This window comes from Acetatifactor muris (genome assembly GCF_024623325.1).
In the GTDB taxonomy this organism is placed as follows: domain Bacteria; phylum Bacillota; class Clostridia; order Lachnospirales; family Lachnospiraceae; genus Acetatifactor; species Acetatifactor muris.
This window is the reverse complement of the sequence record NZ_JANJZD010000026.1, coordinates 51,429-78,034: the sequence shown is the minus strand read 5'-3', so window position 1 is coordinate 78,034 and position 26,606 is coordinate 51,429. Positions and strand designations below refer to the sequence as shown.

At 32.4% G+C, this 26,606-nt stretch carries 27 protein-coding genes; all 27 read left to right on the top strand.

The annotated features are described in order from the left end of the window. Nucleotides 1-318: 318 nt before the first annotated feature. A complete protein-coding gene (locus NSB25_RS21055; protein ID WP_146040139.1) occupies nucleotides 319-864 on the top strand; it encodes a hypothetical protein in 546 nt (181 codons plus the stop codon). A 37-nt stretch (nucleotides 865-901) separates the two neighbouring features. Beyond that, entirely contained in the window at nucleotides 902-1,429 is a 528-nt protein-coding gene (locus NSB25_RS21050) for a hypothetical protein (RefSeq protein WP_103241438.1), read from the top strand. Next, complete coding sequence (locus tag NSB25_RS21045) at nucleotides 1,389-1,625, top strand: hypothetical protein (protein ID WP_146040140.1); 237 nt, start codon at nucleotides 1,389-1,391, stop codon at nucleotides 1,623-1,625. Before NSB25_RS21050 ends, NSB25_RS21045 begins: the two co-directional genes overlap by 41 nt. 66 nt (nucleotides 1,626-1,691) lie before the next feature. Further along, the gene (locus NSB25_RS21040) at nucleotides 1,692-2,048 is read left to right on the top strand and encodes a hypothetical protein (protein ID WP_103241439.1); all 357 of its coding nucleotides are present in this window, start codon (nucleotides 1,692-1,694) and stop codon (nucleotides 2,046-2,048) included. A 65-nt stretch (nucleotides 2,049-2,113) separates the two neighbouring features. After that, nucleotides 2,114-2,329, top strand: a complete 216-nt coding sequence (locus tag NSB25_RS21035) for a hypothetical protein (protein ID WP_103241440.1) — start codon at nucleotides 2,114-2,116, stop codon at nucleotides 2,327-2,329. A gap of 26 nt (nucleotides 2,330-2,355) precedes the next feature. Further along, nucleotides 2,356-2,658, top strand: a complete 303-nt coding sequence (locus tag NSB25_RS21030) for a hypothetical protein (protein ID WP_103241441.1) — start codon at nucleotides 2,356-2,358, stop codon at nucleotides 2,656-2,658. Nucleotides 2,659-2,691: 33 nt separating this feature from the next. After that, complete coding sequence (locus tag NSB25_RS21025; protein WP_103241442.1) at nucleotides 2,692-3,339, top strand: hypothetical protein; 648 nt, start codon at nucleotides 2,692-2,694, stop codon at nucleotides 3,337-3,339. A 701-nt stretch (nucleotides 3,340-4,040) separates the two neighbouring features. Next, nucleotides 4,041-5,114: a single stranded DNA-binding domain-containing protein gene (locus NSB25_RS21020; RefSeq protein WP_103241443.1), complete on the top strand. Its 1,074-nt coding sequence runs from the start codon at nucleotides 4,041-4,043 to the stop codon at nucleotides 5,112-5,114. A 72-nt stretch (nucleotides 5,115-5,186) separates the two neighbouring features. Continuing rightward, complete coding sequence (locus NSB25_RS21015) at nucleotides 5,187-6,347, top strand: AAA family ATPase (RefSeq protein ID WP_103241444.1); 1,161 nt, start codon at nucleotides 5,187-5,189, stop codon at nucleotides 6,345-6,347. Nucleotides 6,348-6,374: 27 nt separating this feature from the next. After that, a complete protein-coding gene (locus tag NSB25_RS21010) occupies nucleotides 6,375-7,067 on the top strand; it encodes a hypothetical protein (protein WP_103241445.1) in 693 nt (230 codons plus the stop codon). Between the two features lie 17 nt (nucleotides 7,068-7,084). Then, nucleotides 7,085-8,632: a hypothetical protein gene (locus tag NSB25_RS21005; RefSeq protein ID WP_103241446.1), complete on the top strand. Its 1,548-nt coding sequence runs from the start codon at nucleotides 7,085-7,087 to the stop codon at nucleotides 8,630-8,632. A gap of 15 nt (nucleotides 8,633-8,647) precedes the next feature. Continuing rightward, nucleotides 8,648-9,673 carry a toprim domain-containing protein gene (locus tag NSB25_RS21000; protein ID WP_103241447.1) on the top strand — a complete coding sequence of 342 codons (1,026 nt, stop codon included), beginning with the start codon at nucleotides 8,648-8,650 and terminating at the stop codon, nucleotides 9,671-9,673. Between the two features lie 19 nt (nucleotides 9,674-9,692). Next, nucleotides 9,693-10,463: an AP2 domain-containing protein gene (locus tag NSB25_RS20995; protein ID WP_103241448.1), complete on the top strand. Its 771-nt coding sequence runs from the start codon at nucleotides 9,693-9,695 to the stop codon at nucleotides 10,461-10,463. Between the two features lie 145 nt (nucleotides 10,464-10,608). Further along, on the top strand, nucleotides 10,609-12,375 hold the full coding sequence (locus NSB25_RS20990) for a DHH family phosphoesterase (protein WP_103241449.1): 1,767 nt from the start codon (nucleotides 10,609-10,611) through the stop codon (nucleotides 12,373-12,375). Between the two features lie 8 nt (nucleotides 12,376-12,383). Beyond that, the gene (gene dnaE, locus NSB25_RS20985) at nucleotides 12,384-15,701 is read left to right on the top strand and encodes a DNA polymerase III subunit alpha (protein WP_103241450.1); all 3,318 of its coding nucleotides are present in this window, start codon (nucleotides 12,384-12,386) and stop codon (nucleotides 15,699-15,701) included. 2 nt (nucleotides 15,702-15,703) lie between these two features. Next, nucleotides 15,704-17,974 carry an AAA family ATPase gene (locus NSB25_RS20980; RefSeq protein ID WP_103241451.1) on the top strand — a complete coding sequence of 757 codons (2,271 nt, stop codon included), beginning with the start codon at nucleotides 15,704-15,706 and terminating at the stop codon, nucleotides 17,972-17,974. 502 nt (nucleotides 17,975-18,476) lie between these two features. Beyond that, nucleotides 18,477-18,806, top strand: a complete 330-nt coding sequence (locus NSB25_RS20975) for a hypothetical protein (protein WP_103241452.1) — start codon at nucleotides 18,477-18,479, stop codon at nucleotides 18,804-18,806. Nucleotides 18,807-18,838: 32 nt separating this feature from the next. Further along, a complete protein-coding gene (locus tag NSB25_RS20970) occupies nucleotides 18,839-19,033 on the top strand; it encodes a hypothetical protein (RefSeq protein WP_103241453.1) in 195 nt (64 codons plus the stop codon). A gap of 17 nt (nucleotides 19,034-19,050) precedes the next feature. Next, nucleotides 19,051-19,305: a hypothetical protein gene (locus NSB25_RS20965; RefSeq protein WP_103241454.1), complete on the top strand. Its 255-nt coding sequence runs from the start codon at nucleotides 19,051-19,053 to the stop codon at nucleotides 19,303-19,305. A 51-nt stretch (nucleotides 19,306-19,356) separates the two neighbouring features. Continuing rightward, the gene (locus NSB25_RS20960) at nucleotides 19,357-19,770 is read left to right on the top strand and encodes an HD domain-containing protein (RefSeq protein ID WP_103241455.1); all 414 of its coding nucleotides are present in this window, start codon (nucleotides 19,357-19,359) and stop codon (nucleotides 19,768-19,770) included. A gap of 31 nt (nucleotides 19,771-19,801) precedes the next feature. Further along, nucleotides 19,802-19,990 (top strand): PTS sugar transporter subunit IIB, encoded by a 189-nt coding sequence (locus NSB25_RS20955; RefSeq protein ID WP_146040141.1) that lies wholly within the window; start codon nucleotides 19,802-19,804, stop codon nucleotides 19,988-19,990. A gap of 305 nt (nucleotides 19,991-20,295) precedes the next feature. Continuing rightward, entirely contained in the window at nucleotides 20,296-21,582 is a 1,287-nt protein-coding gene (locus NSB25_RS20950) for an ATP-dependent DNA ligase (protein ID WP_103241456.1), read from the top strand. A gap of 92 nt (nucleotides 21,583-21,674) precedes the next feature. Next, nucleotides 21,675-22,361 (top strand): cell wall hydrolase, encoded by a 687-nt coding sequence (locus NSB25_RS20945; RefSeq protein WP_103241457.1) that lies wholly within the window; start codon nucleotides 21,675-21,677, stop codon nucleotides 22,359-22,361. A 78-nt stretch (nucleotides 22,362-22,439) separates the two neighbouring features. Next, nucleotides 22,440-22,619: an HPr family phosphocarrier protein gene (locus tag NSB25_RS20940; RefSeq protein WP_146040142.1), complete on the top strand. Its 180-nt coding sequence runs from the start codon at nucleotides 22,440-22,442 to the stop codon at nucleotides 22,617-22,619. Next, on the top strand, nucleotides 22,607-23,284 hold the full coding sequence (locus NSB25_RS20935) for an FAD-dependent thymidylate synthase (protein ID WP_103241459.1): 678 nt from the start codon (nucleotides 22,607-22,609) through the stop codon (nucleotides 23,282-23,284). Before NSB25_RS20940 ends, NSB25_RS20935 begins: the two co-directional genes overlap by 13 nt. Nucleotides 23,285-23,289: 5 nt before the next feature. Next, nucleotides 23,290-23,856, top strand: a complete 567-nt coding sequence (locus NSB25_RS20930; protein ID WP_103241460.1) for a nucleoside/nucleotide kinase family protein — start codon at nucleotides 23,290-23,292, stop codon at nucleotides 23,854-23,856. 533 nt (nucleotides 23,857-24,389) lie between these two features. Next, a complete protein-coding gene (gene nrdD, locus NSB25_RS20925) occupies nucleotides 24,390-26,606 on the top strand; it encodes an anaerobic ribonucleoside-triphosphate reductase (RefSeq protein ID WP_103241462.1) in 2,217 nt (738 codons plus the stop codon).

Genomic DNA, 26,606 nt, shown 5'->3' with positions numbered 1-26,606 from the left:
TTGAAGTTGCTTTCTTACGGATTATGGATTTAAGCTCCTTGTATTCATCTTCCGTAAGCTTGATTACATATTTTCTGGGTCTTGCCATAGGAATCACCGCCGTTTTTTTCTTAGTATATACCAAAACAGCTGTATTTACCAGTATGTTTTAACTATATATCAACATGTCAGTACACTAGCATATTTTATCCTCCTTGGTTATTATTTGGTATAAATTACCTTGTCTATTTTTATAATATTCCAAAGAATAAAAATATATGCATTTAAATAAAAAAATTTTTCTCAGAAAACATTGGTTTTAAAGCAGGAGGTAATGTTTTGGAATGCAGAAATTGTCCATATGGTAAAGAAGATTTTATGAGAAGAATGCTTAATTATGAGAAAATTGTATCAGAGCGTAGAATACCAAATGATATATGTCATTATTTAAAACCAGAGAATGCCTCAGATGAATTTGAACGTTTTTTGTGGTGCGATAAGGTTGGGGGTAAAGTTTTCTGGGCTGGAAGATGTGAAGATGCATATATAGATATTCCAAAACGGATAAATCACAAAAAGCAAAAGAGAAGAAGTAAGAGAGAACGTGATCAGAAACATAAAAATCATCTTAAATTTCTTGCGGAAAATGTACCTGAATACCCATATCCAGTTATATATACTGATGAGATTTTGATTAGAGGACATGGGTATGTCGAAAACCCAAAACCATATTATAAAAGATTATATCGTGGAAGAGGACGACACAGTAATTCCAATTATCATAAAAAGATGTCAAATAAGAAAATCCGGAGATATAGAGGAGAATTATCTAAAAAGGGAAATTTAAGTCATAGATTATATGATTTTTGGTGGGAGTTGTGTTAGACAATCAAATTTTGCTTTTATCAAGTGAAGGAAAGAGGTGATAAAAATATTAAAGATCAAAGAGAAATTGCGAATATTTGTACATAAGTATTTGTTTTGGGTTGTCGTATATTATACTATAGCATTACTTATAACATTCGGCTGGCAAGGACTTGAATTTCTATTTTACGGAGAAATACAGCACAGAATTGTTGATGATATTATTGGTGGATTTTTTATATTATCGGTCATGCTGAATATAATTTTGATTAAAACAATTTACATCAACAAAATAGATTCTGATAAAAATTTAGTAATATCCAAAGAAGAATATTGTAATCAATATATGAATGGTTATCAAATTTTAACAACATTGCAAAGTAATTTTAAAATAGCAGATTTAATTATTTCTAATACCATTAAAAATGAAAATAGAGAAGATACCAATACAGAAAAATTTAAAGATATCGGATCATTTGCTCAATATATAAAATGCTTTAATGATATCAATATTCAGTATGTTGGAAAGAAAATAGGAGAATATTATGTTAGCAACAAACGAAGCGAAGAGACAAGCACAGAATAATATAGATAATTGTGTAACACAAGAATTAGATAAAATTGATAAACTAATTGCAGAAGCTATATCTAATGGTAAATTTTCAATTTGTAATGATGGTGTACTTCAATACAAAACAAAAGAAATGTTAAAATCACTTGGATATAGAATAGAAACTGGAAGCCAATATAATGAGGCGTATTGGAGTATCAGTTGGACATAACAGTTGAAACCGAAATTTCATTTGAAAAATAGAGAAATAACAAATAACGATTTAGGAGAATTAAAGATGAGGGCAACATGTGAGATTGTAGCAGATTTAAAAGATGGAAAAGAAGTACCATACGAAGAGTTAAAAATAGCCTGTTTAGTGCAGTCAAGCATAATTTTCTTTTATCAACAAGATACAAAGAATTTATTAAAAGGTGGTATCGCAGCGGATTTGGTAGAACAAATGAACTACACGGACGATAAAACGTCATCGAAAAAGTTAGGATATCCGTCATGGTATTGGAATGCAATCAAAAAAGATCCGATTGAATGGCTTGGAGCAAGTCATATTCCTGGTACATCTGAGTACGATCAGCATTATAAATTAAGTAAATCATTATATGAAAAGTTCGCAAATAAAAACGATGATAAATAAATTGAATTCTGCAGATGAAAGCGTTTTTTCATCGGCAAATATATGAAGAAAAAGGAGAAAATAGATTGAAAGTTGGAGATAAGGTAATTGTAAAAGATAATCTGAAAGACGAATTAAAGAAATTAACATTTGATAATGGCACTTGCGAAAGTATGTATGAGAGATTTGCAAATACAGAACAAGAAATATTTGCTTTATGGAAAAATGATGATGGACAAGAGTACGCAACAGTGGATTTGTGTTGTGAAATTCCAGTACAGTGCTTAGAAGTTATTGATTGAACCAAATTTTAGTGAAGGAGAAATATATGTTTAAGTATTGGAAAGTTGGAAACGATGGAAAATATTATTATGTGTACAATGAATCCATTGAAGAAATAAAGGAAGAATTTGATATTCAAGATCCGAATTTCAAATTTATAGAAAGTAACGAATGGACTGCCGAAAATTATGCTGAGATTCTTGGTAATGAATTAGAGAATGCAAATTATCATAGATGGACAGAACTGCCATGCACTATTTTAAATGCTTTGGAGAAGTCTAACCTTTCAAAAGAAAAGATTGATTCAGTTATGAAAGAGATTGCGGAAGGTATTTATAAAATGATATAAACGTATATGAATTTTGAAAAGGAGAATAGATAATTGGGAATTATAAAATTGATTAAAAAAGATACATACATATCAGAACTTAAAATGTCAAAAATGCCGTGGGATGTAATGCTTTATGGAAAACCATATCAGGTTGTGAGTATTAAAGGGTATGTTCATACAATCGGTGGTAGGCGAGGAGAAAATGACTTATGGATGTATCCAAGAAATGAGAATCCTACATATGAAAATTTGATTGAATTTCAGTGTGAAGATTTTGGAGTATGTTGGGGAATTAAATATGAGCCACACAATTATGTAAGAACTAAGTGGGATGAATCAGAATGCTATACCAGTGGTGGTGCTATGATTACAAGAAATGGGGAGGACTTCTATTTTTGTAGAGGCGGTATTGATGAAGCAGAATGGAGAATAAAGCATTTAGACGAGCATCCACTAGACTTAAATGAGTATGGATACGCAGAGAAAATGATTGGAAGAAAAGTTTGGTGGCGAAGCGAACCAGCAATTATAACTGATTGGATTGATGACGGACAGGCATGTGTGATTCTGGAACCTGATGGGATTGAAAAATTTACGACTCCTGCCGAATTTGCTGAGGAAGAAGGCGATGATTATTATGAAGATGGTTTTGTAAAGACAGAAATTTTTGATCAGCATATTTGGTGGCATAGAGACTAAAATATATACAATATATAGCGTTCTAGTGATGTGATAAATACTATATGTTGATATTGTGAGCGGTTGAAATTCTTATTTTATTGGGTGAGTTTGGAGGAGGTGGGTAAGATACAGTTTTTGATTATTTTAGCTATTGTAGCATGTTTTAATGGACTCAAGGTTAGTACATTAGTAATTACTTTGGTTATTCATATGGTTGCAAATGCTATTTGCAGAGCGTTTTTAGATTGAGATTGTGAGGTGATACATAATAAAATTTGAAACAAGTAATAAGATAGACAAATGGGTAGAGAAACACATGAAACAAGGATGTGTATCTCATGCAACAGCAGGTGAACAGTTTGTATACGAATTTTTACCAAGTGGCATTGTAGAATGCCAAATAGTAAAGTGTATGTGTTGCAATGAAGAATTTACTGATTATGTAGATTGATAGTTGAAAGTTCTGGTAGTAACACGTAAACATTTCGCACGGTTATCCGTAGACAATTCCAATAATTACAACTGAACAGTTATATCCGTTTTGGGTGGTGAACAGCATACCCTTGGCTTTAATTACGCAAAATTCAGCCATAAACCACTGATTAGCATAGATTTTATATAGATTTAATCTCTATGTTCCAGTCCTGTGTGGGCTGTTGATGTTATATATGATGTGAAAATATTTTATAAATTTTATTTTACAGGAGGATTTTTATTTAATGGCAGAAACAAAGAAAAAAGGAAGACTATTTGATTTACCTGAGACAAAAGGATCATTCCAGTTGAAGGGCGTTGTTAGTGGTGTAGAGAAGGAAAACTTTTATAAGGAAATTAAGACCAAGAGCAACAGGGATATGAGAATGATTAACTTTGGAGTTGGATACGCTGAAGGCAGCACACTCTATGTTAATTTACAGGGTATGGAACAGGAAAATGTGTATTTTTCAAAGAAGGCTGAAAAGAAGGGCGATAAGCATGAAACTGCAAAGGTTCCTTGGGCAGATAGGTTTTCTTATAATCGTGAAGGATTCCGTCTCATTGGTAAGAACATTGGCGTAAAGAAGAAAGTAGATGAGAATGGTAAGACCGTTAATGATAAGAAGGTCATGACAGACTTTGATGCTTGTAAGGAAGTAAATGACAATCTGAAAGATGGCGCAAGTGTATTTATCAGAGGTAGTCTTGATTATAGTAGCTTCTTGGATAATAACGGCAATAAAAAGACATCTACTAAGCTGGTTCCTAACCAGATTTCACTTTGCTCAGAAATTGATTTCGGTGATGAGAATTTCACTCAGCAGAATGACTTTATCCAGGTAATTGTATTTATGGGTATTGATCAGGAAAAGGAAAATGATAAGCCGACTGGAAGATTTGTTGTGTCTGCAAAGGTTATTACATACAGCAACATTGAAGATGTTGAATTTATTATTGAGAATAAGGATTTGGCAAATAAGTTTAAGAAATCCTTAAAGGCATATAATGCGATTCAGGTCAGCGGTCATATGGTAGCGTCTACACAGACAGAAACAGTTGAAGATGATGATGACAACTGGGGTGAAGAAGTATCTATGGAGAAGGTTCTTGCACCTACCAAGAGAGAATTTATCATTACCAACGCAAAAGGTTCTACTGTTGATAAGGAACTTTACACAGAAGCAAATGTTACAGAAGCTATGTCAAAGATTGCACAAGCGAACAAAGCTGAAAATGATTTCGGTGAAGATGCTGGTGGTGACGATTGGGGAGAAGCTAATTTGGATTCTGGCAATGATGAAGATGAAGCATGGTAAAAATGACTGTTTCGGAATGTCAGAAATGGCGTTCCACAATTCTTAAAAAAATACGATTTCGGAGGTAATTTAATGGCAAAAGCGAGGAAAGCGTCAGTAACACAAAGTAAGTTAGGAATGATTTTATATGGTGAACAGTTTACAGGTAAGTCTACTATGGCTATGCAGTTAGCATATTTCAAGCGTCCAGACGGCAAGCCATTTAGAGTATTGTATCTTGATCCTGAGACTGGTTCCATTGACGATTATTTGGGTGAATTGGAAGCAAACGGTGTAGACCTTGAAAATATTTATATCGTATATACACAGTCTCTTGGAGAAGTAAGAGAGTATATTGCAAAAGTTAAGAATAATGAAGACTTATATGTTCTTGATGAAGAGACTGGTGATGAAACCGATGAAGTTCTGTTAGATGCAGATGGTGAACCTTTTAGAGCAGATGCGATTGTTGTTGATGGTACAAGCATTTTGAATTTGACAACAAAACAGGGATTGATAGAGTTTTCTAAGAAAAGAAATAAGGTAAAAGCTGATAAGGATGGTCTTGTAGGTGATGCTCGGCTTGTAAAGATCGAGGGAGCCGGAATGGAACTGAAGGATTATCAGACTATCAATTTTAAAGGTCAGGACTTGATTCTTGATTTGATGGCATCTGGTGTTCACTATATTGTTACTGCAAGAGAGACAGATGAAAAAGAGACAATTAAACAGGCAGATGGTTCTACTATGAGTGTTACTACAGGCAGAAAGATTCCTGATGGATTTAAGGGTATGACATATAACGTCAAGACAGAGGTTCGTATGTTCAGAAATGAAGATGGTGTTGTATGCGCTCATGTTAAGAAGGATAGGACGCATACGCATGAAGATAATATTATAATTGAAGATCCTACGCTGGTTGATTGGCAAGCAGTTATTGATAAGACAGCAGATAAAAAGGCATTTGTTGTTAAAAATGACTTGACTAAGGCTGTTGATGTTGAGCAGAACATTTATAGTAAGGAGATTCTTGGCAAGGTTGGTGAACCTGCAAATGAGGAGTCTGAGGAAGATCATAACTCTGGTGTAGATATTGAAGCAATGAAGAAAGAAATTATTGCAAAGAAAAATGCGCTATCACCTGTTGATAAGAAAGAAATGGGAGACAAGCTAAAAGCAGCAGGACTTCCAACAGCATTTAAGAATGTAACGGATGTAACTGTTTTGCAGAAAGTTCTTGATATGTTTCAGTAATGAATTTTCTTATGTAAAGGTGGACTAATGCGGTATATAAAAGATGAACAACACATGGGAATAAAAAGAAAATGCGGATGTTGCAAAGAATACTTTTACATAAGCAATAACAATATTGACGATGCAATCTACTATGATAAACAGACATATCATAGTAGTTGCTTTATCAATATATGCAACAAACGCTCAAAAATGAAGAGAGAAGATATTTCGCAAAAATGGACATGGGTTCTGGATCATTTAGATCAGATAAGAAAAGAATCCTATCAACATTTAAGTTTGTCAATTACGAAAGAAAATGTTTTTGAGTTCATAAAGGATGCGTATGATGTCACAATTGTACCGACAACTGTATGGCAAAAACTAGGTGAAATTTATAATGGTACATTTAAGGGAATGTCCGTTGGAATACCACCAGAACATTTACTTGATATGTGGAAAAGAAAGATTGATATGTTAAATGGTATTGCGGATAGGAACAAAACAAAAGGGATTGTAATGAGTTCTGATAAGCGTATCAACTATGACTTGTCAATTTTGGTTAATAAATACGACAGCTATTTAAGATGGCTTGAAAAACAGAAAATTATAGCATCAGAAAAAGAAATAGAAAAAAACGAAAATATTGTTGGTAAGAGTATTGGATATACTGCTTCAAATAATTCTGAGAAAAATGTTTCAGATGATATATCTGCTTTAGTTGATGATATTTTCGGATGATTGGTGGTGGTAATTGATTGACAGAAGAACACAGTGCTTCAAACATTCAAGCGGAGATATGTTTCGTAGGCGCACTCCTCAAAGACCCTGATTCATTTGTTAATTATGGCAATTTTATGAGAAGTAAGTACGACTTCTCTGATCCGGCAGTGAAGTTCTTTTATGACAGTTTTGAAACATACTATTTGACTTTCTCACAGACAGTAGATGAAACGAAAATGAATGTGTTTATGAGTCAAAATCCAGAGAGACTAAGCACATATAAACAATATAAAGGCTGGAAAACCATACAGCAATATATGAATCTTGCGGATGAAAACGACTGTAAAAACTATTTTGATACGATTAAAAAGTACTCTCTTGTAAGGGAATATGGAAGAAATGGATTCCCAGTTGAAAAAATTCTGTCCCATAAAAATTTTGATAAGATGTCGCCCAATGATATATATAGGATTATCCGTACTAAGGCAGATAAAATACACACAGTTATCAATGCAGGTGAGGAAGCAGTAAAACTTACAGACAATAATACAAAACAAATTGACAGGTATCTTGAGAAACCTAATTTTGGTTTGCCGTTCCCTTGGTATATGTATAATGAGTATTTTCTTGGTATGAGAGATACGAAACTGTTATTTGAGGGTTTCTTATCCAATGAAGGTAAAACAAGAAAACTGATGTTATTGGCAGCCTATGTTGCGCTTGTACAGAATGAAAATTTTTTCCTTATGAGTAATGAAATGGATGAAGAAGATTTGAGAAGCTGTTTAATAACAACGGTTATCAACAATAAGGAATTTCAAGATTTACATGGTGTTGTACTTGAAAAGCCAGAGAAGGAAATTGTTCTTGGTGTATATCATGATAAAGGGGGAGGAATCATTAGAAGAAAAATAGATGATTTTGGTATCTATATAGAATCTAATGAAGAATACATAAAAAGAGTACAGGTAGAATCAGACGAATATTGGCAAGTAAAAACCGTAACAGAATGGATCGACAGTTCTGATCGTAAAGGTAAAGTTCTATTTAAAGATGTTGGCAATGATTATAGTCCAGAGCAGATTGAGTTTGAATTGCGTAAAGCGAAGATGGTTCAAAATATCAAATATTATGGATATGACACATTAAAAGGATATAACACAGATGATTGGTCGCAGATAAAACAGTTCGCCACCAGACTGAAAGAATTGACAAAAGAATTAAGAATGAGTGGTTATGCAGTATTTCAGTTGAGCGATGATACTGTGTTTACAGACATTTTCAGTCTAAGCAGTAACAATATTGCCAATGCAAAGCAGATAAAGCACGTTGCTGACATCTTGAATATTGGTAAGAAACTGAATAAGGACGAATATCACAAATATCAAATGGTTGCTGAAAATGATAGTTGGGGTGAGCCTGTTACAGAAGATTTAGACTTAAAAAAGCAATACTTTTGTATTAAACCCGATAAAAACAGGGCTGGCAGCAAAGACAAAGTTATGTTGTTTGAAATAGATCTCAATTTTAATATTTGGAGAAATATAGGTTATATCATTAAAAAACCTAAAAGTTCAGAATAATTTGGAGGGTGGCACTTGGATGTAAAAGAATTAAAAAATTACATATATGAAAACCGATATGTTGAGCAAATCCTAGAATCCATTGGTTGCCACCATATCAAATACCATGCTTCAAACGGTTATTGGACTTGTGCAAATGCAACAGGAGATAACAATGGAGCAATTGTTTTATATAACAGCGAGTATTTAATGTGTCAGAATTACACAAGACAGATGATTAGAACAAATCGAAAAACAGATATTATTGATTTGGTATGTTATACAAAAGATTTAACTTTCCCTAAAGGATTGCAATTTATATGCGATGAAATTGGAATGTCTTATTACCACGACTTTGAAGAAGATATTCCAGAAAGTTTTAAGATTTTGAAAATGCTAGATGACATGAGTTCTAATGCAAATATAGAAAAGGAGAAACCATTAAAGCCAATTGGTGAGAATGTTCTTTCCTATTATAAAAGATATGGCAATGATTTGTTCTATGAAGATAACATAGATTATTCCACACAAAAAGAATTTGAAATTGGCTTTGATGAAGAAAGCAACAGATACACAATTCCTATTCGTTCAGAGCTTGGTGATTTGGTAGGAATTAAAGGTAGATACTTTTATAGAGAAGTTCCAGATGGTGAAAACAAATATATTTATTTAGAATCATGTGCTAAGTCAAAAATATTATATGGTTTGAACAAAACGATAAATTATATTAAACAGAGTAACCGCATTTATATCCTTGAGTCAGAAAAAGCAGTATTACAATTGTGGAGCTATGGGTATAGAAATGCAGTTTCAACAGGAGGAAAAGAACTTTCACAACAACAAATTGATATGATAGTAAGGCTTGGGGCAGATATTATTTTAGCAATGGATAAGGATGTTAAAAAGAATGAAATAGAAGAAATAGCAAATCATTTTCCTGACGGAATACCGATTTATTATTTATATGATGAAGATGGAATTTTAAGAGAAAAGGAGAGTCCGTCAGATGATCCAATAAAATGGCAACAATTAGTAAACAAAAATCTTTATAGAATGAGGTGAAATAAATATAGGAAGAAAATTGGAAGAACATATAGGAGAAAAGGTAGTTGATTATAAAGGAAATGTATTAGAGCTTATAGATTATCGAAGTAAACATGATGTAGATGTAAGGGCATATAACGGAATGATTTTTAATGTTCAGTATGGAACTTTTTTGAATGGTTTAAAAAAAGAAATGCAAAAATTGTATAGAATAGGTGAAAGAAATATAAACAATCAAGGATGTGGAATGACCATTATTAATTATGAAGACACAAGGCATTGTACAATTAAATTTGATGATGGCACAGTGATTAAGGGTATTCAGTATGATTCGTTCGTTAAAGGTGCTGTAAAAAATAATAATTATAAATCAATTTATGGTATTGGTTGTTATGGATATGGAAAATACACAAGTGATGATAAGGCATATGTTTATTGGTTTAATATGTTAAATCGTTGCTACAACCCAAAATATCTGAAAACAAGACCAACATATATTCAATGTTATGTATGTGACGAGTGGCATAATTATCAAAATTTTGCTAAATGGTTTGAAGAAAATTATTATGAAATTGAAGGCGAAGAAATGTGCCTTGATAAAGACATTATAATAAAAGGAAATAAAATGTATGCTCCAGAAACATGTATATTTGTTCCTGCACTGATAAATAGTATTTTTACAAAAGGTGATAGTGTTAGAGGTGAATGTTGCATTGGCATATCTAAAAATGATAGTGGTGAGTATAGGGTTTATGTCAGCAACTATGGAAAAGCAAAAAAGGGTTACATACCTATAAAAATGAGATAGATGCATTTAAGGAATATAAAATAGAAAAAGAAAAATATATAAAAGAAGTAGCAGATAGATATAAGGGCAATATTCCTGGCAAATTATATGAAGCATTATATAACTACAGCGTTGAGTTTGATGATTGAGATAGAGAGGTGTGAATTTGCAATATAAATTATATGAACATGGAAATAATGATACTTCTAATGTGTTAGTAGAAGTTCTTAAAAATAGAGGAATAGATGATTACTACGGATACTTAAATTTAGATGAGAGTGTCGTTGAGCCATACCAAAACTTAGATAATATTGAAGAAGCAGTTAGTCTTTTTATGAAACATTTCAATCAAAAAGATAAAATTGGAATATTGGTGGATGAAGATCCAGACGGGTTTTGTTCTGCGGCAATGATGTATTTATACATCAAACAAATGGATAGTAATTATCCTGTTGATTATATTTTGCATGGAAGGGCAAAAGCACATGGGCTATCAGATGATGTAGTCGTTCCTGAAAACATAAGATTATTGATTATTCCAGATGCAGGAACAAATGATGTAATTGAATGTAAGAAATTAGTAGATTGTCAGATAGATATTTTGATTTTAGACCATCACGAAAAGGAAGAAGAAAATCCATATGTGGTAATTGTCAACAATCAAATGAGTAAAAATTATTCCAATAAGAATCTGTGTGGAGCCGGTGTAGTATATCGTTTCTTACAGGCATTGGATGAAGAGAATTGGAATGAATTTGCAGATGAGTATTTGGATTTATGTGCATTAGCAAATATAAGTGATGTAATGGATATGCGTTCTTTTGAGACACGATATCTGACAGATATGGGATTGCTAAATATTCAAAACAAATGCTTAAAAGCCCTTGTAGATGCACAGGATTATAGTATGGGAGGCAAAATAAATATACACAACGTCCAATGGTATATCACTCCCATTTTGAATGGAATGATCCGAATTGGATCACCAGAAGAAAAGGAATTATTATTCAAGGCATTCATTGAACAGGATGAATTTTTTGAATATAAGAAACGTGCCACTAAGACAAAACATGCTGAAACAATTCAAGAAAGTATATATGATAGAGCGGCTAGATTATGTAAAAACTCAAAAAGTAGGCAAGACAAGCAGAAAGAAAAATGTGTATCACAAATTGCTGAGATTGCACAACATATTCCACAAGAAGATAAAGTGGTTATGATTGATACTTCTGATATTCTTGATAAGGGATTGACTGGTATTGTTGCTATTAAAATTGCTGAAATGTTTAATAAGCCATGTATCTTACTAAATAAATTTTTAGATAAGAAAACAGGGAAGATTATTTATAGAGGTAGTGCAAGAAATATTGATAACAGTCCTATTGATAGTTTCAAGGATATAGTCAACAGCACAAATATATTGGATGGTAGAGGTCATGCTAATGCTTTTGGTATTGTAGGGTTAGAAATAGATAAGAAAGATGACGCATTAAACAGACTCAATGATATCTTGCGAGATGTTAAGTATGATTCTACATACCGAGTTGACTTTATTATGGATATTGATGATGTAACTATAAAAATTGTGACTGATTTGGCAAGACTTGAAGATATTATCGGACAAGGTATTGAGGAACCGATGCTTGCCATTGAAAATATCAGTCTTACAAAAGAACAATTTGATATATTTGGTAAGAATGAGGATACCATCAGTTTTATGATTGATGAGATTAAATATATCCAATTTAAGTGTAAAGAGGGTAATCAACTGTATGATTGGCTTCAAAATGCCTGGGATGAGAATGATAGTGTGGTCTTCAATATTGTTGGAAAACCATCAATTAACGAATATAACGGAGTTAGAACACCACAAATAATTATAGAAGATGTTGTTGTGGTAAGTACGAATAATTCAGATGATGATGAATGGTAGGTGATTGATTGTTTACACATTTACATATACATACGACTAAAGGCTCTCTGCTGGATTCTATATTGACTGTTGAAGAATCTGTTAAATTTGCAAGTGAAAACGGTATGAAAGCTATGGCTTTGACGGATCATGGGAGTATGGCTTCATTTGTAGATTTTGTCAAAGAGTGTAATGAATATAATATCAAGCCTATAATCGGTAATGAGATTTATGAAGTAGATGATATGTGGGAAAAGGCAGATACAAAAGAATACACTCAGCCACGTTATCATTTGATTTTACTTGCCAGGACTCAGGAAGGGTATAAAAACCTTATTAAAATCACATCTATATCAAGAACAGAAGGTCTTTATAAGAAACCAAGGATTGATATTAAATACATACAAGAAAAAGGTCTTGGCAAAGGTATTATCTGTCTAACGGCTTGTCAGGCTGGAAGACTGAGCAGATACCTTGTAAACGGCAAATATGAAGAAGCAGAACAGCATATTGATAAACTGAAAAATACATTTGATTATGTGGTATGTGAACTTCAGTCACACAATACAGAAGATCAGGCAAATGCAAACCAACTGATTTATGATTTTGCACAGAATAATAATCTACCATATACAATTACAACAGATGCACATATGTTAAGTGATTCTTTGAAGGAATCACACGCAATGTTTGTTGAAATAGGGGAAGGGAGAGAAGTTGGAGAAAGTTATATAGACTGTTATTTGCAGACTGAGAGTGAAATATATGAAAAGTTATCTGATCAATTTTCAGAAGATGTTATAAGAAAAGGTATTGAAGAATCTGTAAATATAACAGACATTATTGAAAATATTGATATTGGACTGAACAAAGGAAATATCATGCCAAAGATAAATATTGAAAATGGCTATGATAACCACGAAGAATATTTGAGATATTTGGTATTCAAAATCTTTGATGAAAAATTTAGTCATATGTCTAAGGAAGATCAAGAAATAAGAAGACAGAGACTTGAAACAGAACTACCAGTATTATATGCAGTTGATTATACGGATTATTTTATTATGCTGTATATGCTTGCAAAAGAGGCAAGAAAAAGAAAAATACCATTGGGGTATTCCAGAGGTTCAGGAGCAAACTGTTTATGCTTATTTATGTTGAATGTGACACAGATAGATAGTGTTAGATGGGATTTAGACTTTTCACGTTTTGCAAATCTTGGCAGGAAATCTATGGCAGATTTCGATTGGGATATATCAAAGCGAAGAAGAAAAGAAATGGTTGAAATCTCTGAGGAGTTATTTGGCAAAGAAAATGTTGCTCCTATTGCTACATTCAATACATTAAGTACAAAAGTTGCAATTCGTGATATTGGCAAGGTATTAGATGAGAAAGATTATTCTCCATACTACAAGCAGATTCCGTATAAATTGCGTGACGAAGTTGCAAAGATGATTCCTACAATCAAGACACTAAATGATTTAGGAGAAGAGGAAGAAAAAGACGTTCTGCTCAAAGATATTCTAAATAAGAATGAGAAGTTGAAAGAAGTATATGAAAAGTTCCCACTTTGGTTTAAGTATGTAATGGATGTTGAGGGATTGCCTAAATCAATGGGAAGACACGCAGCGGGGACACTTATAACACCAACACCAGTCACAGATTATTGTCCATTATGTTATGACTCTGAGAAAAATATTATGATCGAGTTAGAGATGCACAATGCAATGGATGATTTAGGTCTTGTTAAGATGGACTATCTTGGTCTGGAGACTCTTGATATTGTTGATGACACATTAAAGAAGGCTGGTATTACATGGGATGATGTTGATATTAATCATTTGAACTTAGAAGATAAAGAGGTTTTTGAAAAGGTATATAAGAATGGCAATACAGTTGGTATTTTTCAGATGGAATCAGCAGAAGGAAGACGAATGTGTATTGAAGCACAGGCAGATAATGTTGAGGACGTTATTGTTGTTAATGCAGCCAATCGTCCAGGAACAAAAGAAAGTTTTCCGACATATTGCCAGAATAAGTTACACCCAGAAAATGTAACCGTCTTACATGAAGATTTAAGAGATCTATTTGGAAAAACACATTATATCTTATTGTATCAGGAGCAGGCATTGCAATTATTCAGACATGCAGGTTTCCCAGAAGAACAAGTTGATAATGCAAGGAGGGCTATCGGCAAAAAGAAGAAGGAAGTAATGGAACAGCTTGAAGTTGATTTCAGGGCTGGTCTTACTCAAAAAGGATGGAACAATGAACAGTTAATTGAAATCTGGCAGTTGATGCTCAAACAAGCAGAATATTGTTTTAATCGTGGTCACGCTGTTGCATATGGTCTGTTATCTTATCTGACTGCATATTTAAAAACTCACTACACGATTTATTTTATGGCAGCACTGCTTACATCTAAAAGCGACAAGGTACAGAAAATTAGTATCGTAATCAACGACTGCAAGAGATTGGGTATTAAAGTGTCTCCACCAAATGTCAATAAATCAGATATTGAGTTTACTGCTTTGCCAGAAAATAATGAGATTTTGTTTGGATTATTGGCTGTAAAAGGTCTTGGTGAATCTATTGTTGACAAAATTATTGAAAATAGACCATATCAAAGTATGAATGATTTTATTGAGAAAGTGGCTGATAAGACAGCTATCATTACATTAATTAAGGCTGGTGCTATTCCAACAAAAGATAAAATGCTCTCTTTGAAGAAATATGCCAACAGACTTTTTGAAAGAAAGGACTATAAACCTGTAACCACATTACCATCTCCATACTCAAAACTTATACCTTTTGGATTGAATGTTGATGATTACAGAGAATGTAAAAAAGTAAATAGAGAAGCATTGCTGATAGATTATAACAAAGCAAAAGAGAAATTATTTATAGAAGAACAGAATCAAAAATATAAGAATCATATGACAGAGTTTCAAGAAAAATATGCAAAAGACGAATATATGTGGGAATTTGATACATTGTCTATGTTCTTGACGAATGATCCGTTAAAAGATGCTTACAAATATACAAAAACAGATTGGGATATGGTAGAGGACGGAGATAAAACTACATTGTTTTGTGTCATTGTTGATATTAAAAGGAAGAAAGATAAAAACGGGAATCAATTTGCATATTTAGACCTATATACGCCATTTGGTATTGTTGAAGCAACTATATGGTCAAGCCAGTTGAAACAATATAGCGATGATATTAAGAAAGGAAATTGCCTTGCAATACTTGGAAGAAAGAGAGAGGAACATTTCTTTGTAGAGAAGGTAAAACCATATAACACTTGGTTGGATCAGATGAGAAAGAAAGGAGTGGCAGTATAAATTTGTTTGAAAACGATGAAGATATTTTGAAATTTAAAGCAGTCATAACTTATGAACGCTACTACAATTCAGATACCGCTTGGGGCGTATATGGTTTTTACACAAACGATGATATTCCTCAATATACAAAAGAAACAAAAATGGATTTGCCATTTGAAGATAGTAAAGAAGTCGATCCAGATAAAAAGTTCAGTTCTTTAGCTGGCAAAATGCAGGAATTGGTTGTTGGTGGAGAATATATGATAAAGGCGAAGTACAAGTATGACAAAACATATGGTCATCAGTATACACCAATAGCCATATATGCGCTGATACCACAAACAAAAGAGGCACAGTTGATGTTTCTGCAATCCATTATTTCACCTTGGATTGCAGAGAATCTAATAAGTGTATATCCAAATGTAGTAAATGATGTGGCAAATGGGACATTAAAAGAAATTGATTATGATTTAGTAAAGGGGGTTAGGGAACTTACCTGGAACAGAATTAAGGATAAAATCATCAATAATTATCTGATTTCAGACATTATAATAATGTTAAAGCCATTAGGAGTTACATATACGATGATTAAGAAACTTCTAACAGATGAACCTAATCCGGCATTGTTAAAACAGCAATTAGAAGAAAATCCGTATATTCTTACGAAAATTAATGGGCTTGGGTTTAAGAAAGTCGATGACTTAGCATTAAAATTGAAGCCAGAACTTATAAATACAACTGAAAGATTGGTTGCGTTTATAAAATACTATTTTACAGATTTAGGAGAAAGTAGTGGTCATACATGGTGTTCTGTCAAAATTCTAAAGTCAGCAATAAGTAATAGTGTTCCTGAGTGTTCTGATAAAACGGATTGGTTATTGGAAAACAATGAGTTTTTACACATATCAGAAGATAGAGTAGGACTAAAATATTATCACGATATTGAAGTGCAAATTTATAATATACTGCTTGAAAAGTCTAAGAAACAGACAGATATCAATATTTCTGATGAAAAAATAGAACAGGCGATCAGACATGCAGAGGAAGAACAAGGGTTCCAATATGTAGTAGAACAGCTTGATACAATTAATAAAAGTCTACATAGAACAATCAGCTTAATAACTGGGAAGGCTGGTACTGGCAAGACATCCATTATGAGAGCGATTGTGAAAGCATATACAGAAAACCAATTTACATTAACGGCATCTGCTTTATCGGCTATGGCAGCACAGAGAATAACTGAGGCAACATCATTTCCAGCCATGACGATTCATAGAACATTGGGATGCAAAGGTTTGAATAAGTTTGATTTTAATAAAGATAACCATCTGATTACAAGTGTTGCATTTCTTGATGAAGGAAGTATGGTTAATGCCAGTTTATTCTTACATTGGTTAGAAGCGATTGATGATAACACCAGAATCATTATTTCTGGTGATCATAAGCAGTTACCACCTATAGGGTTTGGTAATGTATTTTCAGATTTGATAGAAATGTTTGATGATACAGTGGTAAGTAAATTGGTTAAGCCAATGAGACAAGCTGAGAAGTCTGGTATTTTGGTGGATGCAAATCTGATTCGTGAGAATATTAATCCCATTACTGAAAAACTACAGCCAAGAATTATTCATGGTGAGCTACAGGATATGTATTATATGTTTCGTATAAATAGGCAGTCACTATTTGATATTGCTGTTAATACATTTGTAAAGTCTGTGGATTCTGATGGAATTGATAATGTGGTTATTGCAGTTCCACGAAGAAAAGATTGCTTGAATAGTACAAATGAATTGAATAAAACAATTCAGGAAAAGTTGTTGGGAGATGTATTGCAAAGTATATCTGGTTTTGAAATGACATTCAAATTGGGTGCTAAAGTAATGCAGACAGTAAATGATTACGATAAGAATGTGTTCAATGGAGAAATAGGATATATAACAGAAATTAGTGAGAGACAAAATGGCAAAAAGAAAGAAGAATATTGTGTAGTAACTTATACTGATATTTTTGGGAAAAAAAAGTTGATTGAGTATACAAAGAAAGAGCTAACAGCATTGGATCTTGCTTATGCAATGACAGTACATAAGTTACAAGGTGCAGGTAGAAAGATTGTTATTGGAATTATTGATAACACACATCATCAGCTTTTGGATAACTGTATGTTATATACGCTGCTCACAAGAGCAAAGAAGAGATGTCTACTGTTGGCAGAACCACAAGCATTTTTACAGTGTATCCGTACAAGTCACAATAAACGGAACACATGGATGATGTTGGAAGAAAAAGTAGCATAAAAATAGTCTATATATAGTAACTTGGTATTTGGAGAACAACTATATATAGACTAAAAATGGCAATGAAAGATAGGTTTTATCCAGAGAGGAATGTCAGATGTATTTTTATTTAGTAAATAATAAAGGACCAATAAAATCAAAATATCCCATTATGGATAAGCAACAAGTACAAGGTAAAGTAAAAAATATGATAGTAACCAATATGAAGAATATATCAATACTCTCATATGTATATCATTCAATCAAATATGAAATATATGGAGAATAATTATGGCAAAAAGAAAAATAACAATAGGTGTAACAAATGAATGTCAAACTGTGATCTGATGAAATATAAATCAAATAATTCTGAGTTATTGCCATATTGTACATTATTCAAAACATTTCTACAGTTTAGAGAATATAAGAATGATGATTTAGTGGTAAAACCTTGCTTTGAATGATATGAGTGTAGCCAAGGAAATACTCACTATTTTATAACTGGCGGGAAGGAAAATGAAGAGTGAATAAAAAATACGAAATTGCTCATTTAGTAGGGATTACAAGAGAACATGAAAAACAATTTAGAAGTGCAGAAAAAATATTAACAAGCAAAGGGTATATTGTATTTGCTCCTGTCTTTTATAATATAGAAGAATATTTGTCATTTGGAGAATGTCCCAATATGCTAGATGATATGTGTTATGAAAAATTATTAATGTGCGATTTCTTAGTGATAGTAACTCCAGAACACATAGGAAAGTCTACTACGCTCAGAATTAAACAAGCAATTGCTATGGGAAAGAAAATATTTATTTTAGAGAATAATGAGTTAATGGAATATAAGCAATAAAACGCTCGTTTCAATGCAGAAAGGAAATAAAAATGGATATTGAAAAATTAAAACAAGAATACTTAAATACATTGAGTGAGTTACAAAATGATATTTTAGTTTTGCAGAGCAGGATTAAAAAAGCAAAGAATAAACTTGAGGGAGTAAAAACAGAGGAAGATATTGAAAAGTTTCGTAGAGAAAGTGATTTAGAAGATGAATTAAAATATATTTGTTTATTTGATTAAAAAGGAGAAAAGATTATATGGGAAATGCATTAGCATATGAAGTGTTTGAAGAAATGAAAGAAGATATAAGAAAGGAAGATTTTGGAATATATCTTGACACCTGGGATTATGAGGATGAGTACTCGCACAATGATATCGAGGATGCAAGAAGTAAATTTATTGAATTAGCTAATGGATATTTTCGTGTAAATATGATGGATTATGAAGCCAAAGAAGTATGTGAAAATGTATATATTTTTAATAAGAACACAGGAGAAAGACTTTATAATTAAAAACCAATGAATCCACGCTTTTAAAGGTAGGATAGGAGAAAGTGAGAGAATATGAGTTTAATAGGATATGCGTTAAGGATGGCAAAGCAGTATTATGAATCAAAAACATATGATCATGTACTTAGAGTAGCTGGGTATGTAGCAGAAAATCCAATGATTCCAGATGATAAAATGGATAACTGTGTGGCTCTTGCGATAATGCATGATTTGATTGAGGATACAGAATACACAGGTGGTTGTTTTGGAGCTGAATATAAGCATTTTGAAGAATGTTTAAATTTGCTTACTAAGTCTAAAAATACAAATTACATAGAATATGTGAAGAAAATTAGAGATTATTCTGATACAAGACCAGAAGTATATTGGGTAAAGTTGGCAGATATGAAAGATCATCTTACTCAGACTGAGACATTGACGGACAAGCTAAAAGAAAAATATTTAGCAGCACTACCATATTTACTATAGCGATAGAACAAGTCTTTTATAGGAGGCGGTTATGAAAAAAGAATTATCTTATCGTGGTATGTCAACCACACAATTAATTGAGAAATTAAAAGAATTAGCTGACTCTGCAAATTATTGTGAGATAGAAGGCTATTTGTGTAGAGCAATTTGTTTGTTAGAACAATATAGAGATGAATATGATTTTGTACACAAAAATGATGATTATGATGGATACGACTAAAAACAACAGAATTGCAATTTAAAGGAGGTAACAATGTTAGAAATACTACAATTTATATTTAGTAACTTTTGGATATTTTGTGGGACAGTAATTCTTCTTTATATTATTGGCGTATATTGCATTACTTCTCCAATAGCTGCAATACTATGTGCGTTTAGCAAGGACTCAAAAGATAAAGATAATTGATTACATTTTGGAGATGAAGTTATTTTACAATGTCATGGAGATAGTAGGCCTACCTTTGATCCTGAATGGGTTAAAGTAAATTTGAAATGATAAAGTGTTTTTTTAGAAGGAGAATATGATTGGTAGAGGTAATTAATTTATTTAAACAGATCCAAGAGACAAATAGCCTGAATAATAAGAAAGCAATTATTACAGCAAACAAGGATAATGAGTTATTTAAGATGTGTTTGAAGTTCTTATTAGATGGAAATATTGTAACTGGGATTAGTACCAAGAAAATTAAAAAGAAAGTAATGCCAAGCACAGAAACGGCCGCATATTTCTTAGGTGTATATAGCACTTTTGAAAACGTAATGGATTATCTTTCAAAAAATAATACTGGAAAAGACGAAGATATTTACGAGATTCAAGCATTCTTGTTTGGCCATGAAGACGATAGAGAATTCTATGAGCAGTTAATTACAAAGAAATTTAGGTTAGGCGTTGATGAAAAACTGGTGAATAAATGTATCCCAAGATTAATTGACACCTGGGAAGTACAATTGGGCGCTTCATATGACAAGTTGAAACTGAGGGAAGAAGAGTGGTTTGCTCTCAGCCAAAAGATGAATGGGAATCGTGCTTCATTTTATCAAGGTAAACTCATCAGTAGACAAGGTAAAGAATTTACTGGCATGAAGCATATTATATCTGATTTAAAACAGCTTGGAATGGGATGGTTTTATGATGGAGAACTTATCCGGAAAAACTTTGATAATTTACCAGATGGAGAGAATTTCCGAATTGGGACAGGGATAATCAATTCAGATGCGGAGTCAAAAGAAGAGATAAAATTCGTAATCTTTGACTATTTCCCAGAAGAAGAGATTTTAAATAAGCAATCATCTTCCAAGTATAAGGTGCGAAGAAAGATGCTGAATGCCTTGGGTGAAGTAATTAAAGAAAAGAAACTTCAAAATATAGAAATAGTGACTATGGTTTATGAGGGGACAGACCAATCACAAATTATGAAATGGCTTGATTATGCTGTTGAACAAGGGTGGGAAGGTCTTATGTTAAACAAGGATGCCTTATACAAATGTAAACGAACTACAGATTTGATAAAAATCAAGAGATTTTATAGTATGGATCTTCCAGTAATAAAGGTTTTGGAAGGTGATGGAAGATTAAAAGGTACTCTTGGAGCATTAGTTGTTAAATATAAGGATAATACTGTTAATGTTGGCAGTGGATTCGATGATGAAACCAGAACAAAATTTTGGAAAGACAGGGATAATCTTATAGGAAGAGTTGTTGAAGTAAAATATAAAGAAATTAGTAAGGATAAGAAAACAGGACTTGAAAGTTTGCAGTTCCCAATCTATATAGGATTAAGAGAAATTGGTAAAAGTATAAGTTATGACTAATCTATTGTAACTTCTAACACAATTCAAACAGAGAAGTAATAAATGTAACTCATAGACATATCAAATATAACTCAAAATTTACTGGAGAACAAATGAATAAAATGATAAAAATTTTACTATCAGTAATGACATTTTTTATATACTTACTTATTATTCCGCTAATTGGATATAGTGAAAAGAGTAAGGCTAAACCTATGGTAGCACAAGAAATAGAGATAAAGGTCATAGAGAAAAATAATTGTGAACTTGTAGATGAAATACCAATATCATCAAATTTTGAAATTGATATAGCAACAGAAGAAATGAATCAAAAAATGATAGAAATAGAAAACATTACGGATAAAGGAGAATGGTTTATTACTTATAAAAATATTATTGATGAGTATTCACACATAATAGACCCACCAGAAACTATATATGACCACTTTACTGAGGAAGAATTAGAGTTACTTTTTCGTGTGGTACAAGCTGAAGTTGGTGATGAATATTCATTTGAACAAAAAGTAAATGTAGTAAATGTAATTTATAACAGACTTGATCATGAGTGTTTTCCAAACAAGCTTTCTGAAATACTCATTCCTGGACAATTTGAAACTATGTCAAATGAAAGATATAAAAATGTTGATGTATCAGACAAAACAATACTTGCATGTGAATATGCATATTTATTTGATGATACAACACAAGGAAGTTTATTTTTTGATAGCAATAAAAAATTAAAATATGAACCAGTATTTGAAGATGGCGCTCATAATTTTTATACATTAAAAACAAAATAGGAAGGTGAGAAAACGAATACAAAAATAACTGTAGTGTTAAATACTATTGAAAAAGTTAATCATTTTACTGGCATTACGATGAAATTTAAAAGCGACATTGATGTAATTAAAGATAGTTATAGAGTTGATGCTAAATCAACTTTGGGAATTCTTACAGTTGATTTGAGAAAACCACTTGATGTCGAAATACATAGCTGCAATGAAGAAGAGGTAATAAGATTCAATGAAGAAATGGAGGAATTTAAATGGGATCAGTAATAATTCTAGAGGAAACAACAAAATATCCAATAACATTAATCGGTAAAAGAGCAGGTGTGTGCTGGGGAGCAGATATTACAGACAATAAAAAGAATTATAAACGTGGGATGGATTGTATTACAGCTAATCATGGAAGGACTCTCGAATATGTAAATGTAGAAATGATTATTGATGGATATTCTGCAAGAGTAATTCGTGAATGGTATACACATTTGGGTGGGGCACCAACACGTTTACAGGCAAGTACAAGATATATAGATTATGAACATGGATTTGGTTATGTTGTCCCAGATAGTATTAGAAATGATGAAAAAAGATATGAAATCTATACAGAGGCAATTCATCAAATTAATAGAGCACTGATAGAGTTAGAAGATATTGGAACTCCAAGAGAAGATTCAGCATTATTACTTCCGCTTGGAATGACAACTAAAATTGTTGATAAACGTAATTTACGTAATCTTGTAGATATGTCACACCAGCGCATGTGTAATCGTGCGTATCATGAATATAGAAAATTATTTGGAGATATTTGTACCGCATTATATAAAGTCTCTGATGAATGGACATGGATCGTAGATAATTTATTTGTACCAAAATGTGATTATCTTGGCTATTGCCCAGAGAAAAAATCTTGTGGAAGAGTACAGAAAAAGGAGAATTAGTACATATGATTATTGTTTTATTAGGGCCATCTGGGTCAGGGAAATCTACAATTGAGAATGAACTGGCAACACATCATGGTTTTGAAAAGATTATTTCGTATACCACAAGGAAACCGAGGGATGGAGAAGTGAATGGCAAGGATTACTATTTCACTGACCAGAATTCATTTGCCACGATGTTAAACGCAGGCATTTTAGCAGAGTATGACAGATATACATATGACAGATTATATGGATCATTAAAATCAGATTATTTAGAGGGTAATAAAGTTGTTGTGCTTACTCCGAATGGATTTAGACAAGTAAAACAAAACTGTCCCCAAAATAATATTTTTACTGTTCTTGTAAGAAGTAATCTTGGTACAAGAGTAAAGAGATATATAGACAGATGTGGAATTGATAAGTTTGACTATAAAGACAAAGACGAAATATGTAACCGTACTGAAAGAGACTATGGAATGTTTTTAGGATTAGAAAGAGAAGTAAATCTTGTAGTTGACAACAATGAGGGAACTGATATTAATGATGTTGTAAATGAAATTTTAGAAACAGAAAGGATGTATAACGTATAGGAGTACAAATATAATGAGGAAGCATTAAAGAATGATCAGGTAAAAAGAATGTTTTTGGAGATATACAGAGATATAGATTAAATGAAGATTAGTATTAATACAATAGAAAAGCGAAAGAATTTGTGTCTATATGTAGTAAATATCATGATGGAGACTTTCTTGTTAAGCAGAATCAATATGTGGTAGAGGGAAAAAGCATATTCGGAATTTTTAGTTTGAATTTGGTAGAACCTGTAAAAGTCATTATGGATTCTGAAAATGACAACTTTAAAATTGGATTCTACAATAATATTCAAAAATGGAAACCGGAAAATAATGATTAAATGCCTGTTTCATTGGCTCAGGAAAGTAGGTGGTATAAGATAAAAGTTACAGAAATAAAAATGAAACCATTTTGGAAAAGGTGGTTATTTGTACATAAATATACTGGTGGAGTAAGAACGGTATATGACAAAAAAGGTAAGAAAAGACATGCTTATATTTGTTTAAGGTGTGGAAAGAAAGATTATATAGATTAACGGAGGAAGTATTTATTGACAGTACAGAAAAGAGATGGGCGTAAAGTTCAATTTGACAAAGAGAAAATTAAAATAGCTGTGCTAAAAGCATTCATTGATGTTGATGGTGAAGAAACGTCTTATGCAAAAGAAAAAGCTAGAGATATTGCAAATTACATAGAATCGTTGAACAAAAGCATGACTGTTGAAGAGATTCAGGATCAGGTAGAAGAGAGACTAATGGCGAGCAATCGTAAGGATGTAGCAAGAAAATATATTATATATAGAAATGATAGAAATAGAATACGAGAAAAAAATAGTAAAATTATTCAAAAAATTATGAAAAGAGCAAGTGCTTCTGACATAGAAAATGCAAATGCTAATGTAGATGAACGTTCATTTTCTGGTAGAGAAAAAGAAGCTTCTGCTGATATTGGAAAAACAATTGCTCTTGAATATGATGGATTAAGTGACGAAGTCGCACAAGCACATAAAGATATGTTGGTGTATCAGCATGATTTAGAGAAAGCAATTTATGGCGTTCACAATTGTTTAAATCTTGATTTTGGAGAAATTTTTACATATGGATTTAAAACAAGAAATGGGGATGTAAGACCACCTGCTTCATTCAGCACGGCTTGTCAATTAGTAGCTGTTGCTTTTCAATGTCAAAGTCAAGTGCAATTCGGTGGTGTTGGTTCTATACATTTAGATTACGATTTGGCACCATTTGTAAAAATGAGTTTTTCTAAACATTTTAAGGATGGATTAAAATGGGTTTCTGATGTATCCATTGAATATATAAATTCTATTCCTAAAAAGCTAGATATAGACAATAAAGAAGCAAAGACGTATCAAAAGGCATATAAGTATGCTATTGAAATGCTTGAATCAGAAGGGAAACAAGCAACACAAGGTCTTTTCCATAATTTGAACACTCTTGAAAGCAGACAAGGGTCACAGGTGCCATTTACATCAATTAATCTAGGCAGAGATACTTCCACTGAGGGAAGATTAGTTACAAAATGGATTATGGAAGCAAGTATTGATGGTATAGGCGAACATCATTTGACAAGTATTTTCCCAATAAGCATTTTCCAATATAAAAATGGAGTAAATGCAAAAGAATGTGATCCAAATTATGATTTAAAAAAGTTAGCATTACAATCTATGTCAAAAAGGATTTATCCAAATTGGGTGAATGGTAATTGGTCACAAGCACATGAAACTGACGGAGAAATTGATACATATTTAAGCACTATGGGATGTCGCACGTTAATAGGATATGATCGTCATGGACTTGGATATATTCGGCAAGGAAGAGGCAACAATGTACCAAATACAATTATTCTACCCAAACTTGGTATTGAATATGGTATTTGCCTTGGCAAAAGAGATAAAGCAGATTTAGATGGATTTTGGAATGCATTAGATGATGCACTCCATATTTGTGAAAAAGGATTGTTAGAGAGATATGAAATTATAAAATCTCAATCTCCTAAAGCAGCACCTTTTATGTATCAAAACAATACAATCAAGGGAGCAAGGGAGTGTGATGAGACGGTTGAGAATGCAGTTAAACATGGAACGTTAGGGTTTGGTCTTATTGGAATGGCAGAAACTTGTGTCGCATTGTTTGGTAAAAATCATGCAGAAGATGAAGAAGTCCATAAGTTTGCTCTTTCTGTAGTAAAACATATTTATAATTATGCCAAAGAAGCAAGTGAAAGAAATGATTTGAATTTTGGAACATATTTTACACCAGCAGAAGGACTTTGCAGAACAGCTTTAAATGTTCTTAGAAGTCAATATGGAATAATTAGAAATGTAACGAGTCATGAATTCCTGACAAATAGTATTCATGTTCCAGTGTGGCAAAAGATTTCAATTTATGACAAGTTACGTGTAGAAGCACCGTTTACAAAGTACGCTACATCTGGCTGTATAACATACATTGAACTTGAATCAACTTTTGTAAAGAATATAAAGGCAGTAGAAGATATTATTGACTATGCTTTTAATGAGTTAGATATTCCATATCTTGCATTTAATTTCCCTATTGACAGTTGTCTTGATTGTGGTTATCAAGGGGAATTTAATGACTGTTGTCCTGAATGTGGAAGTAAAAATATTCAGCAATTAAGGCGTGTAACGGGGTATCTAACAACAGACTACAGAAATTTCAACGATGGGAAACAAGCAGAAGTCAAAGAACGTGTAAAGCATAGTGCGTATACAAATTTTGGAGAATAA